The sequence below is a fragment of the Rhodopirellula sp. UH5 genome (assembly GCF_056839225.1).
In genome coordinates this window covers 891,691-905,921 of sequence record NZ_CM166390.1, presented here as the reverse complement: position 1 = coordinate 905,921, position 14,231 = coordinate 891,691, and the positions used below count along the sequence as shown (strand labels likewise).

Sequence of the window (14,231 nt, the reverse complement as noted above, 5' to 3'; positions counted from 1 at the left end):
AATAGCGACAAGCGCCGTATCAATACCATTCGTCGGAAACCGCCCTCCGACTTCAAGTACCATAGGCGGCCCCGCCCCACCTTCCCACCAACTCCAGAGGAATGCCCCCACCATGTTCCGACCGATTTTCTTCGTTTGTCTTTTCACGTTGATTTCATTGAACGCTGGGCCGTCATCCTTCGCTGACTCACCTGAGCAACCTGCCCACGACAGTCCAAAACACGTTCGCATTCTGACGATCGGCAACAGCTTCACTCACAACGCGACTCGGTTCTTGGACGAGGTGGTCGAAGCAGGCGGGCACAAGCTGACTCACACAATGCTCTCCATCGGTGGGTCACCTTTGGAGTTGCACGCGAAGAAAGCATTGGCGTTCGAGAATGATCCCACTGCGGCGTCCGCGAAATACAGCAACGGCAACACCCTGCAGGAAGCGTTGCGGAGCGAACCGTGGGACTTCGTCACGATTCAGCAAGTCAGCTTCAAAAGCCATGACGTCCAGACCTACCGCCCGTACGCCCAACAACTCGCGGAGATCATTCGTCGCGAGGCGCCGCAAGCCAAGTTGCTGGTGCATCAAACCTGGGCGTATCGCAGCGACGACCCGCGATTCAATCGATCGAAACCCGCTGCGGGTGAACCGGGCACTCAACAAGCCATGTACGAAGGGCTCAGCGAAGCCTACCAAACGATCACAGCTGAATTAGCCGCCAATCGAATCCCCGTCGGCGACGCGTTTTGGATCGCCGACAACGATCCGAAATTCGGATACCAACCACCCGAAGACTTCGACGCCCAGTCACTCGAGTACCCAAGTCTTCCGGATCAAACTCACTCTTTGCACGCTGGGTACAGTTGGAACAAATCCAAGGACAAACCTCAACTGAGAATGGACGGCCACCACGCCAACCTTGCCGGCGAGTACTTGGGTGCGTGCGTGTGGTTCGAATGCTTGTACGGCGAGAGCCCGATCGGCAACGAATTCGTGCCCAACCAACTGGGCGCCGAGTACGCCGCGCACTTGCAAACCATCGCCCACCAAGCCGCCCAACAAGGCGGCGATGTCGTCCACGGCGTCGTCCAATCACGGAGTGCCGCCGAAAAGGATTGAGAGCGTCCCCAGCAAGACTTCCGCGGCAGGACGTCCAGCCAAAGAACCAATCCACCCTCCTGGCAGGAGGGGCGAGCGAGGGGAGGTCGAACCCAAACACCTCAGTCAATTGAAAAAGTCAAATTGACAATTGCAAAAGGACCTGCCACTCCCCTGTTCAACAGCGCCGCGCCAGCAAGTCGGTCGCTCGTAGGCCAGGTCCCACCTGGCACTGGTTCTTTGGGGACGTTCGAAAAACAAATGGTGGCTGGCATCTCGGTTTCGCCCCGGATGGGGCCGTCGTCCTTAGCTCGGGGCGGAAGCCCCGAGAGACCGATGCCGAAAAACAAACGGTCGCCCCGGATGGGGCCGTCGTGGGAGTTGCGGGGCGTCCCTCACTCACGCGTCGCGTTGCGACGGACGCATTGCCGCTCGTAGGCCAGGTCCCACCTGGCACTGGTTCTTTGGCGACGCTCGAAAAACAAATGGTGGCTGGCATCTCGGTTTCGCCCCGGATGGGGCCGTCGTCCTTAGCTCGGGGCGGAAGCCCCGAGAGACCGATGCCGAAAAACAAACGGTCGCCCCGGATGGGGCCGTCGTGGGAGTTGCGGGGCGTCCCTCACTCACGCGTCGCGTTGCGACGGACGCATTGCCGCTCGTAGGCCAGGTCCCACCTGGCACTGGTTCTGTGTCAAACAACACCACCCTCGCGATGAAAGGTGCTCTGGACGCTCCTCGTGGTAGCTGGATTCGCCAGAATTCAGATATGACGATTGGTGCGTCTTCCACTTTTCAATGCCCCGTCGCATCAACCACCTCCAACAACCTTGTGACGGACGCGTTGCCGCTCGTAGGCCAGGTCCCACCTGGCACTGGTTCTGTGTCAAACAACACCACCCTCGCGATGAAAGGTGCCCTGGACGCTCCTCGTGGTAGCTGGATTCGCCAGAATTCAGATGTGACGATTGGTGCGTCTTCCACTTCTCAATGCCCCGTCGCATCAACCACCTTCAACAACCTTGTGACGGACGCGTTGTCGCTCGTAGGCCAGGTCCCACCTGGCACTGGTTCTGTGTCAAACAACACCAGCCTCGCGATGAAAGGTGCCCTGGACGCTCCTCGCGGTAGCTGGATTCGCCAGAATTCAGATGTGACGATTGGTGCGTCTCCCACTTCTCAATGCCCCCCGTCGCATCAACGACCTCCAACAACCTTGCGACGGACGCATTGCCGCTCGTAGGCCAGGTCCCACCTGGCACTGGTTCTGTGTCAAACAACACCACCCTCGCGATGAAAGGTGCCCTGGACGCTCCTCGCGGTAGCTGGATTCGCCAGAATTCAGATGTGACGATTAGTGCGTCTCCCACTTCTCAATGCCCCCATCGCATCAACCACCTCCAACAACCTTGTGACGGACGCGTTGTCGCTCGTAGGCCAGGTCCCACCTGGCACTGGTTCTGGGGACGTTCGAAAAACAAATGGTGGCTGGCATCTCGGTTTCGCCCCGGATGGGGCCGTCGTAGAAGTTGGGTGGCATCCCTCGCTCACGCGTCGCGTTGTGATGGGCACTCTTGCCCGTCGGAGTTTTGAATGTCGGCCAAAAGCGGCCACCCCACAACAAAATCGACGACTCCAAACAGAACGGGTCGGAAAGCGAGCGTCCAGCCGAAGAACCAATTCACCCTCCTGGCAGGAGGGTCGAGCGAAGCGAGGGGAGGTCGAACGCAAACACCCCCGTCCATTGAAAACGACACCGTGGTCATTGCAACCAGCCGTCTCACCCCGCCTCAGCCGAGTCCCCCTCTTGCACCAACCGATCCAACGGACTGACCACCTTCGACTCGTTCGGATTCCGCACGTGCGTGTAAATCTCCGTCGTCTTCACATCGTTGTGCCCCAGCAACTGCTGGATCTGACGGATGTCGGTTCCCTGCCACAACAGATGCGTCGCAAAACAATGGCGAAACGTGTGGCTCGTCACATGCTTCAAAATCCCCGCCTGCTCCACCGCGCGTCGCAAATGAGTTGGGAAGGTGCTCGCGTGCAAGTGATGACGGTGAATCCGGCCGGTTCTCGGATCCCGAGACAATCGGTGCGACGCAAACAGATACTGCCACTTCAGTTCACGATGCGCCGACGGATACTTCCGGTCCAACGCATACGGCAGATACACCGACGCCGTGCCGTTGGCCAAATCATGTTCGTGCAAAGCCTCGCGAGTCTTAACAAAACGCCGCAGCGGTTCAATCAAATCATCTGGCATCGGAACCAATCGACTCTTGTTGCCCTTGGACTGACGAATCTCGATTTGCTTGTTCGCAAAATCAATGTCCTTGACCCGCAACCGATGCGCCTCACTGATCCTCATCCCGCCACCATACAGCAACTTCGCGATCACCAGATACACGCCCTCGAGTCCCTCGAACACTTGGCCGACCTCACCAGGTGACATCACCGTGGGGGCCATCGAATCCTTGTTCGCACGGATCGCTTCGATCTTCCCCATCTCCCGCTTCAGCACCAATTCGAAAAACTTCAGCAAAGAATGAAAAGCCTGATTCTGCGTCGACGGAGAAACGTTGCCATCAACCGCCAAATCCGTCAGGTGAGCCTCCACGTCAGAAGCGTGAATCCGGTCGAAATCCGCCAGACAATTCAGCCCACGATCCGCCATGAACGCCTTCAGTTTGGTCACATAGCTGCGTTCGGTCGCGATCGCCATGCCGGCTCGACGCATCGAGCGACGGAACTCCTGAATCGCATCCATCTCATTGGGATTGATTTTGCCGACCACATCATCGATCGAATCCAACCCGCCCGTCTTGGCTTGCTCGATCAGGATGATCTCCCCCATCTTTTTCTTCAGCGGCAGCAGGTCGTCCACCTCTCGACGCTGGATCGTTTCACGGTACTGAATCAAGCCCTCGATGATCTTCATCCGCTTCCAAGCCGGCACCTCCGCATCGCGACGTGATTGAAGGAACGCAATCACATCATCGGCCGAGAACGCCCAATCCGGTTCCGTCTTCCGCCGGTGGAATTGGCAAAGCTTTTGAAACCAAATCTTCGCCCAACGTTGCTTCTGCTCAGCACTCGCCGGCTTCGAATACATCCCCATCCAAACTCAGCTCCCGCACGTCAACCGTGCCATCCAATTTGTGTCCTCCAACCTGCCACCTCAGCAAGTCGCTCACCCGTCGTTCTGCAACCCAAGTGGCTTAGGCTTCCAGCCTGAGAATCCTCCCTCCCAACCCGCTGCACAAGCGACGCGTGAACAACAAGTCACAATGTTAGCGGTGTGGCGCAAGCCGCCCGGTGAGAAACCGGAGGGCTCGCGCCCTTCCGCCTTGCGTGAACAAACTAGGCGGGAAACTCGCTGAAACCACCGCTCAAAGCGTGCATTTTTGTTCACCGGGTGCCAAAAAGCTTGCAAGCCGGGTGCGGATCCCCAACAATATGACGGGAATTCCACTGGACACTTTCGCGAGCATCAAAGGATGTAGCCCTTGGACTCGCGTTCGCCGTCATCTTGTCAGTTGAGATCAATGAGAGGGCGCAACGTCTTGGAAGCGTCTCGGTGAGAACAAGTCACCCACGTGGACGAAGTCCGCGCCAACTGATGAGAATAAGTGCTCGGAAGGCGACTTATTCCCACCGGCAAACAGTGTAGAATAAACCTCACCACTTATTCCCACCTGTCCAACAGGTGATAAACAAGTTCGCCCACTGAAATGTTAACACGACCAAACGACGGTGGCGGCACAACATTGGTCCTCGCGGAAGGCGATGATCTTGATGCCATTCCCGAATCTCATCGCGATATCTTGACGGCTTCGATCCGAGACGCGTTTCGTGATCCTCCTTCGTACTTCGCTGGCCTTGCGAACCGAACAACGATTCCGAACCTTCGACGCTATCTTTCCAACTTTGTCACTGATGGTCGCTGGTCATTGTTGCTCGCGGAGACCTACATGATGGATCGAGATACCGTCGCAGCGTTCCAGTGGTTTCACCCGAGTCAATACGCTTGCATGCTTGGCACGCCGACTGCGGACTGTGATGACAACCGTTTCACATCGTTCTTCGACCTGCTGTCCGTCGCGCATTGGGATTCGATCGGTTTCGCTGGCGGCATCGTTCCCTATCGCAACCAAATCTCCGTTGACGACTATGGGACGTCTTCCGCAAATCCAACGTTTCCCGCTGATGAATCAACGGTGTTTGGCAATTCATCCTGCGGCGACATGATGGTTTGCAATTCGTCCGGCGATGCCGGGTACTTGTCACACGAGAATGGAGCGTCTTACGTTGTAGGTTCGTTCACAGAGATGTTAGACTGGGTGTTCGGCGAGCTGATGCAAAATCGAACGCCGGAGTTTGATTATTCCCGCTGCTGAGAAGCGGGGCGAACCATGCGATGATACTGAGCCGGGCTTGCATGATTTGTGAGATGGGAAATCGTTCGTCCCGGCCCGCATATCGCTACCGTTCGCCATGCTTGGAGACATGCAAAGCAACCCCAACCCGTATGAGGCATCGCAAACGAATCCCGCGGACAAAGCTGCCTCCCGATCCCTCGCGAGCCGGCTCCTCGCCCATGTCGTACTTGCCTTCGCTGGACTCTGCCTCGGCTCGTTCATTTCAGTTCACGTTGGAGACGCATGGTATCCTGAGGAAGCCGACGGAGACTACATTGAGGGCACTATTGCTGCGGTCCTGTCGAGCCCTATTGCCATGACGTTCGGTTTGTTTCCAAGCCTTGGTTTTTACGGACCTGTCCACGGGTTGCTTATGCTGATTGGCATGCTACTGACGATGGCGGGGACTTGGATGCACTTCCGCTCACGCAGATTCGTGTTTGCTTGGGTAGTTTTCTTTGGCATGATACTATGGTCACACAACAATCACCTGGCTTTTGCTGCCATCATGTCCGTGTAATTGGCGAACCATGGGTTGCAACGGAGGCCGCGAGTTGACGTTTTTGAAGTGGCGAGTCGTTCGCGCGGCCCCGCTGAACCCTACCGTTACCCGACTGATTTGATGCATCAAACGCGAGACTACCCGCCTGATGAGTTCCGCATTAAGGGCCGCGTATTTCGCGAGACGCTCAAGAACTTGACCCGTACTTTTTTCGCCGACGTCCATCGGCAAACCGGTTCGTACGCCTATCGCGGATTGCTGTGGCATGCGTTCACCTACGGGTTCCAATCAGCACTTGAACGCACAGACGCCGTTTCTGCTTTTGACGCATGCGATGATTCCGAACTCTATGTTCATGACGAACAGCTGGACATGCTATGGCTATGTCCACGATCGGTCGTCATTTCTGACACGCATCCCTGCAATGATACCTACATATTTCCGCCCTCATTTAGCTGGCTCTACATCACAACCCACGAACACGCTCAAGGCATCGGCCCATTTTTCGTTCGTGCCCCATCCAATGTTGTAGAATGCGGGTAACCAAGCGATGATGACGGAGCGGCGGTGGTCGCCGTTCTCGTAGTGGTTGAGTCGTTCGCCGCCGCCCGCATATCGCCACCGTTCGTCGACTGAAGGCACTCGACACATAATGACGGAGTACCTAGACCTCGCAGGTGTCACTGGCGCTACACTTGGATGGCTCGATCGCGTGCCCTCCGATACAACTGGAGAATTGCACACGGTTCCGTATGGTCGATTTCGGCTCAAATGCCATGTCCCTGTTTCCGAATGCGATCTTCGCGCCTGGTGGAGCAGACTTCGGAGCTGTTGGGCGTCGCAAGAACAATTCGCCGCTGGATACACGGCGCCGAATCCTGAACGGTATCGCGAACGGGTCGATCCAAGCGTTGGCTTCGTCTTTACGGGCGAATCGGCGATGCCACAAGACGGATTTTCAATCTGCTGGTACGCCGGTCTTGTGAAAATTGGTTTTGACGCGCACTTTTCGATGTTTAGGTTTGACACAACATTCGACGATGCCCTTAAACTGCAGACGGAAATCGAGAATCGACTACCCCAAGTTGATACCTGATACACAAAGGCGACGAACCATGAAATGCACGGGAGGACGGGTGGTCCGTTTTCTCGTCTGCTTGCAAGTTGTCCCCCCGTCCCCCGTGATTTCTACCGTTCGCCGACTGAATTTGCCATACTCAGCAATGATGGACACCGCAAATCCCTACGCTACGCCTCGCGTCGCCATGAAATCTCCGCCAAGGCGTCGCCGCATATCCGCCACGAGCGTGTTCATTGTTTCGGCGGAGATAGCGTTCTTGGCATTGTTGTTCGCACCTTCTCAATCACACCCTGCGCCCTACACCGCGACCGAGCAATTTCTCGCGACGCTCACATCTAGCTGGGGCATGATTGTCACGTTCGTGCTCACTGTCGCTGCCTTCGCTACTATCGTTTTCGTTTCATCGCAACGACTCAGGTCATGGTTCGCTGGTTCGCAAACGCACCCGAATGATGTGTAGCACTTTGCGTGACGATTTGTACGAGAGTGATACGCCCGGTATGCTCAGGTCTGCGTCGGTCGCGGGGCCAGACGTTCATCCGCTGCAAATGCGGCGAACCATGACATGCACGGGAGGACGGCTTGCAGCGTTTGCTGAAATGGATGCTCAGCTCTCCGTCCCCCGTGATGTCTACCGTTATTCGATTGGCCGCCACATGATCTGATGTCGCAAAATTCACTCGCTGGTCTGGTCCCAGGACGCTCAACCATGGGCGATGCTATTGCCGCTTTTGGCCTTCCGTCGTCAAACTATGAGGTGACAGGAGATCATGCTGCATGGCTCAACTTCTTCGATGACGCTGGCGTTGAAGTTGACGTTGATTGGAATGCGTCTCCCAATTTACCGAGCCTAGTGATTCGCAGTGTTTCGGTTGGTGATGGCTTCTCCAACACCGTGTGGGGAGGATTAAGGATAGGCATGTCGGCACGACCCGCACGCAGGTTCATCCGCTCTCGCTACACCGTTCTCAACCAATATGAAAGATCAATTTACTTTCACCTTGACGACGATCTTCGATTCGTCGCGAATGCGAGGTATGAGATGGCCAGAAAGATCATTGCGATCTCGTTGCTTTTCTACCCTGATGGGTGGCCCAACGGATAACTTATAGTCTTTCGATTAAGTGCCCGCCCCATAACTGACCATGCCCGCTGACCCGACCTGCTATTGGAACTCGTAACGGGCGTTCCGGGTCGAAACAATGCCACGCGTGTTTGATCACCCTAGAAAAACCTAGACCGTCGCACTACCCACCCCCGACCCGCAGTCTGATACAATTCCCGAACCGTTTCGAAGGTGCATCAGTCGACGGGCACCCAGCGGGCGGAACGCCACGCGGACCACGGTGGTCCCGGCAACCCATGCCCGTCGAATAACAATGCGGTGAACGGGAGTAATGTGCTCTCCGCTACGGCGGTTGGCTTCGCCATTCTACCGCCTTCGCTACGACCCCATTACCCCGTTACCGCTGACGTTACCCGACTGATTTGATGCATCAAACGCGAGACTACCCGCCCGATGAGTTCCGCATTAAGGGCCGCGTATTTCGCGAGACGCTCAAGAACTTGACCCGTACTTTTTTCGCCGACGTCCATCAGCAGACCGGTTCGTACGCCTATCGAGGATTCCTGTGGCATGCGTTCACCTACGGGTTCCAATCAGCACTTGAGCGCACAGACGCCGTTTCTGCTTTTGACGCATGCGATGATGCCGAACTCTACGTTCATGAAGAACAGCTGGACATGCTATGGCTATGTCCACGATCGGTCGTCATTTCTGACACGCATCCCTGCAATGACACCTACATATTTCCGCCCTCATTTAGCTGGCTGTACATCACAACCCACGAACACGCTCAAGGCATCGGCCCATTTTTCGTTCGTGCCCCATCCAATGTTGTAGAATGCGGGTAACCAAGCGATGGTGACGGAGCGGCGGCGGTCGCCGTTTTGGCAGTGGTTGAGTCGTTCGCCGCCGCCCGCACATCGCTACCGTTCCCCGACTGAAGATCATGACGCAACCTGTTCACAGCTGCATGACGAAGGCTATCATCGCCGACGGCAACCAGTTGGAAACGGGGCCGCAATGGATCACCTCGCGACGTGCTAGACTTCGTCTCTTCGATGACCACTTGGTTTGCGGCGACTGGACCGTTCACTACGAGGACATACGCGAAGCCGTACTCGCGTCGTTTCGCTCGCCAATTCTTCGCATACCTGGCTACGTTCTTTCCGCTCGCACCGACGACCACACTTATCACTTCGGGTTGAATGGATGGCGATACTGGAAGGGTGATCTGCCCTTTCCTGTGACACGAGCAAACACGCGACTGCGGATGTCTTGGCTTTCGATGGTGGCAAGGGCTATACTCATCGGGTACGTCGCGTATGCGGTTTGGCGATGGGCAACCTAACATCGATCCCGAAAAGAGCGGGGAACCATCGGATGCACCCGAGTCGGCGAGTCGGGCGTTTTGACAATGGGAAATTGCTCGCGCCGACCGGGTGATCCGCAACGTTATCCGACTGAAGATTTACGCTCATCCCAAACTTGAATGGACACACGAAAATGATTCGATTGCTCACGATTGCATGCATCTTCGCTGTTTCGCCGTACTGCTATGGCGACGATCTACCCACGCAGTCCGATACGGACAAATACGATACGCTCCTAAAGCGAATCGACGAATTAGAGCGACGCATCGCCGTGCTGGAAGGCCGACCGGGTTCACAACTCTCCGTCGTACCACGAACGACCCTCACGCCTAATGGCGGCGTTTTCCACGCTCCAATTCCGCCCAACCCTGGTCCGCATGCGACCATTCCGCCAATGAATGGTCCGACTCGTCAGCCTGCACAGCCGCCACGTGAAAGCGTTCCTCAAGGCTGGCAACAGTTCAATTTCAACGGCCAATGGTTCTACATCATTCCGATTGAAAACGCCCAGAACGCTGACGCGTTTCGCAATCGGTGACGGCGGATAACCATCGGATGCACCGGAGCGGCGGTGGTTAGCGTTTTGGCAATGGAGAATCTTTCGCCGCCGCCCGGTGATCCGTAACGTTCGCCCACTGAAATGTTAACACGACCAAACGACGGTGGCGGCACAACATTGGTCCTCGCGGAAGGCGATGATCTTGATGCCATTCCCGAATCTCATCGCGATATCTTGACGGCTTCGATCCGAGACGCGTTTCGTGATCCTCCTTCGTACTTCGCTGGCCTTGCGAACCGAACAACGATTCCGAACCTTCGACGCTATCTTTCCAACTTTGTCACTGATGGTCGCTGGTCATTGTTGCTCGCGGAGACCTACATGATGGATCGAGATACCGTCGCAGCGTTCCAGTGGTTTCACCCGAGTCAATACGCTTGCATGCTTGGCACGCCGACTGCGGACTGTGATGACAACCGTTTCACATCGTTCTTCGACCTGCTGTCCGTCGCGCATTGGGATTCGATCGGTTTCGCTGGCGGCATCGTTCCCTATCGCAACCAAATCTCCGTTGACGACTATGGGACGTCTTCCGCAAATCCAACGTTTCCCGCTGATGAATCAACGGTGTTTGGCAATTCATCCTGCGGCGACATGATGGTTTGCAATTCGTCCGGCGATGCCGGGTACTTGTCACACGAGAATGGAGCGTCTTACGTTGTAGGTTCGTTCACAGAGATGTTAGACTGGGTGTTCGGCGAGCTGATGCAAAATCGAACGCCGGAGTTTGATTATTCCCGCTGCTGAGAAGCGGGGCGAACCATGCGATGATACTGAGCCGGGCTTGCATGATTTGTGAGATGGGAAATCGTTCGTCCCGGCCCGCATATCGCTACCGTTCGCCATGCTTGGAGACATGCAAAGCAACCCCAACCCGTATGAGGCATCGCAAACGAATCCCGCGGACAAAGCTGCCTCCCGATCCCTCGCGAGCCGGCTCCTCGCCCATGTCGTACTTGCCTTCGCTGGACTCTGCCTCGGCTCGTTCATTTCAGTTCACGTTGGAGACGCATGGTATCCTGAGGAAGCCGACGGAGACTACATTGAGGGCACTATTGCTGCGGTCCTGTCGAGCCCTATTGCCATGACGTTCGGTTTGTTTCCAAGCCTTGGTTTTTACGGACCTGTCCACGGGTTGCTTATGCTGATTGGCATGCTACTGACGATGGCGGGGACTTGGATGCACTTCCGCTCACGCAGATTCGTGTTTGCTTGGGTAGTTTTCTTTGGCATGATACTATGGTCACACAACAATCACCTGGCTTTTGCTGCCATCATGTCCGTGTAATTGGCGAACCATGGGTTGCAACGGAGGCCGCGAGTTGACGTTTTTGAAGTGGCGAGTCGTTCGCGCGGCCCCGCTGAACCCTACCGTTCGCCGACTGACATAGTCTTGCTCTTCTTTAAACATTTCGAGGTGTTCACGATGAAATCAACTGTTAGCGTTATTGCGATCGTCCTCGCGGTTTGCGTCCTCGTCGTTTCTGTTGGTGGTGCGTCTGCCGATAGCGCGACGGTAAACACCGAACAAGTGACTGATCAAACGGCGAATGCTCACAATCCAACTGGTCGTTTTCAAATCTCCTCGTTTGCCACGGAGAAGAGTGGTTCCGGCGTCGGGTACTACGTCATCGACTCAACCACCGGTGAGATCTGGATGAACTACGGCGACAACAAACCAAGCAAGGTTTCTGAATCGCTGTTAAAATAGCTCGGGGGCCACGCGTGTGGTCTCGAAATGCGGCGAACCATGGGTTGCAACGGCGGCCGCGAATTGACGTTTTTGAAGTGGTGAGTCGTTCGCGCGGCCCCGCTGAACCCTGCCGTTCGCCGACTGATGTGCCAAGCCATTGCCGTCTATGAAACGCTTTTCGTTACGAACACTTTTGATCACAACGGCCGTAATTGCGGTGCTCCTGGCACTGCCGACCCGCCGTGCCATTTTCCAGAAACGCGGACGCGCATGGGTGGCCTCTCAAAACGGCCATGTGAGTTTTTCGTACAAATACAATGCTCTGACAGATCAATGGGATCACAACGCTGCGCTTCCTGCACCTGAATGGCTCATCAATACCCTCGGCATCGACTTCTTTGATACAGTGGATACGGTGGTGCTTGACAATATGACGGTAAAGGACCTGTCTCCGATTACGAATCTGCAAAACCTTCGGCAACTTGCTGTCTATATCGACATCGACGACAGCCTTGACTTCTCGCCGCTAGCTGAACTACCGAAATTAGAGCTTGTATACCTCGACTACACCGGAATACGCGCCGCTCGACTCGCTAAACTACGCGAACTTCTTCCGGACGTCCGTGTCGACGCAACGAACCATCCACCGCCAGACTAAAGCGGCGAACCATCCGATGCACCCGAGTCGCCGAGCCGGGCGTTTTAACAATGGAAGATCTCTCGCGGCGACCGGGTGATCGGTAACGTTATTCGATTGACGTGACTCACATCCAAAGCAGTTCCAACGTTGTCCTTAATGGAAAGCAAATCATCACTCACGTTGCTCGCGATCGTCATCGCGTTCACGCTGGCCCTGGTTGGTCTCTGCGCAAACTGGGACCGTATTGGCCTCGTCGCGCCATTCGGCGACGCGGACCTTGCGCCGTTCATCTTTATTCCACTGCTGTTGGCGTCGCTCTACGCGGCGGTTCGCTGGTTCGGATTTAAGCCGTCTATGCCAACCGTCGCGATTCGGTTTGCCTCACTATTTGCGCTCTCCACCTGCATTCTTGTTGTCACACTACTCCCCGCGGAACCGCCGACCAAACTGATTGTTTCTTCGATGCTTGTTGCAATCACCATCGTTTTGCAAATCACGATCTCACGCGATTGGTTTCCCAGTGCACCTAGAAAACGGGAGAGCGGCGAATAACAATGCGATGCACGACGAGTCGCCGAGCCATGGTTTTCGAAGTGGTCGATCGATCGCGGCGACCGCGTGATCGCCAACGTTCGCCGGCAATCGTCTTCTGGGGACCTTAAATTGCCTTCCAACACTTCCGCTCACGACGTCGCGAGTTGGGTGCATCGATCGTCCGAGGTTGCCGCGTGATGACGCAAGATGAACAAGAACAAGAATACGATCGGATCATCGCGGATTGCACCGAAACGCTCGATGCTTTGCCGAATGACGCCGACCGTGCAGCCGCTCTCAATAAGCGCGGACTGGCGTTCACCAACAACGGTGAGTACGACCGAGGATTTAATGATTTCACCGAAGCGATCGCGCTCGGTCCGACGGAAAAGGCCCTGCGAACGCTACTCTATAACCGCGGTCGATGCCAAGTTTTCGACGGTGCAAACCAAAACGCGATCAAGGACTTGACTGAAGCGATTCGCCTGAATCCTAATGATCCTGATGCTTTTGGGATGCGCGGCCTCGCGTTGCAGAATCTCGGCGAATTTCAGAATGCGATCGCCGACTACAATCTCGCGATCCGCTACGATCCCGTTTCAGCGGATGCTTATCACAACCGAGGCAACACATGGGTGTATCTCGGCAGACTTCGCAAAGCGATCACCGATTTTACTAGGGCGATCAAGCTCGATCCTCGAAGCGCTAAATCGTTCAACAGCCGCGGAAGCGCATGGCGTCGCAAGGGAAGGTACGCCAAAGCACTCGCCGACTTCGAGAGGGCACTTGAACTCGAACCTCACTCGGCGGACCGACGTCACGTTCTTGCCGCCTATCTGGCAGTCTCTCCTCAGCGTCGCTACCGCGACGGAACTCGTGCGGTGAAACTCATGACTGAAGCGTGTGACATCACGGACTACAAGAAGGCAAAGCATCTCATCTATCTTGCTGCAGCGTATGCTGAACAGGGCAACTTCTCATCTGCGATTGCGGTTCTGCAAAAGGCCCTCCCACTGGCCACAAATGACGATGAGAGAGAGGATATTCGGTTTTGCGATGAACTGTACAAAGCAGGCAAACCCTGGCGGATGGAATCGCCTAGCTGGCGACATCGCTGGGCTTGAGCCGATTTCAGCATTTGGCGAGAGCTATCCCTTGGTAGAATTCTTGCTGGGTCTCGCAGTGATGAGCTTGGACATCCCAGGAAGAGCGGCGAACCATGACATTCACACGGAGCGGGGCTTGCGGCCGAATTTGAAATGGACAACTTTTCTTTCC

The 14,231-nt window shown here is 55.7% G+C and carries 13 protein-coding genes; 12 read left to right on the top strand and 1 reads right to left on the bottom strand.

The window, feature by feature from the left end; all coding sequences use genetic code 11:
* Positions 1-112 precede the first annotated feature (112 nt).
* Positions 113-1,111, top strand: coding sequence for a DUF4886 domain-containing protein (locus UH5x_RS03250; protein WP_482634691.1), 999 nt, complete (start codon positions 113-115; stop codon positions 1,109-1,111).
* A 1,756-nt stretch (positions 1,112-2,867) separates the two neighbouring features.
* On the opposite strand, the gene UH5x_RS03245 is transcribed toward UH5x_RS03250, so the two are convergent.
* A complete protein-coding gene (locus tag UH5x_RS03245) occupies positions 2,868-4,202 on the bottom strand; it encodes an integron integrase (RefSeq protein ID WP_482634690.1) in 1,335 nt (444 codons plus the stop codon).
* Between the two features lie 619 nt (positions 4,203-4,821).
* Between UH5x_RS03245 and UH5x_RS03240 the strand changes: the two genes are divergently transcribed.
* From UH5x_RS03240 to UH5x_RS03190, 11 genes are all read left to right on the top strand, one after another.
* Positions 4,822-5,487 (top strand): hypothetical protein, encoded by a 666-nt coding sequence (locus UH5x_RS03240; protein ID WP_482634684.1) that lies wholly within the window; start codon positions 4,822-4,824, stop codon positions 5,485-5,487.
* A 643-nt stretch (positions 5,488-6,130) separates the two neighbouring features.
* A complete protein-coding gene (locus tag UH5x_RS03235) occupies positions 6,131-6,553 on the top strand; it encodes a DUF4275 family protein (protein ID WP_482634689.1) in 423 nt (140 codons plus the stop codon).
* Positions 6,554-7,800: 1,247 nt separating this feature from the next.
* Positions 7,801-8,196: a hypothetical protein gene (locus UH5x_RS03230; RefSeq protein ID WP_482634688.1), complete on the top strand. Its 396-nt coding sequence runs from the start codon at positions 7,801-7,803 to the stop codon at positions 8,194-8,196.
* 386 nt (positions 8,197-8,582) lie between these two features.
* On the top strand, positions 8,583-9,005 hold the full coding sequence (locus UH5x_RS03225; RefSeq protein ID WP_482634687.1) for a DUF4275 family protein: 423 nt from the start codon (positions 8,583-8,585) through the stop codon (positions 9,003-9,005).
* 98 nt (positions 9,006-9,103) lie between these two features.
* On the top strand, positions 9,104-9,505 hold the full coding sequence (locus UH5x_RS03220; protein ID WP_482634686.1) for a hypothetical protein: 402 nt from the start codon (positions 9,104-9,106) through the stop codon (positions 9,503-9,505).
* 155 nt (positions 9,506-9,660) lie between these two features.
* Positions 9,661-10,065, top strand: coding sequence for a hypothetical protein (locus UH5x_RS03215; RefSeq protein ID WP_482634685.1), 405 nt, complete (start codon positions 9,661-9,663; stop codon positions 10,063-10,065).
* A 102-nt stretch (positions 10,066-10,167) separates the two neighbouring features.
* Positions 10,168-10,833: a hypothetical protein gene (locus UH5x_RS03210; RefSeq protein ID WP_482634684.1), complete on the top strand. Its 666-nt coding sequence runs from the start codon at positions 10,168-10,170 to the stop codon at positions 10,831-10,833.
* Between the two features lie 679 nt (positions 10,834-11,512).
* Positions 11,513-11,797: a hypothetical protein gene (locus UH5x_RS03205; RefSeq protein WP_482634683.1), complete on the top strand. Its 285-nt coding sequence runs from the start codon at positions 11,513-11,515 to the stop codon at positions 11,795-11,797.
* 148 nt (positions 11,798-11,945) lie between these two features.
* Positions 11,946-12,437, top strand: a complete 492-nt coding sequence (locus UH5x_RS03200; RefSeq protein ID WP_145168824.1) for a hypothetical protein — start codon at positions 11,946-11,948, stop codon at positions 12,435-12,437.
* Between the two features lie 138 nt (positions 12,438-12,575).
* The gene (locus UH5x_RS03195) at positions 12,576-12,971 is read left to right on the top strand and encodes a hypothetical protein (RefSeq protein WP_047815382.1); all 396 of its coding nucleotides are present in this window, start codon (positions 12,576-12,578) and stop codon (positions 12,969-12,971) included.
* A gap of 179 nt (positions 12,972-13,150) precedes the next feature.
* Positions 13,151-14,077 carry a tetratricopeptide repeat protein gene (locus UH5x_RS03190; RefSeq protein ID WP_482636114.1) on the top strand — a complete coding sequence of 309 codons (927 nt, stop codon included), beginning with the start codon at positions 13,151-13,153 and terminating at the stop codon, positions 14,075-14,077.
* The last annotated feature ends 154 nt before the right edge of the window (positions 14,078-14,231 follow it).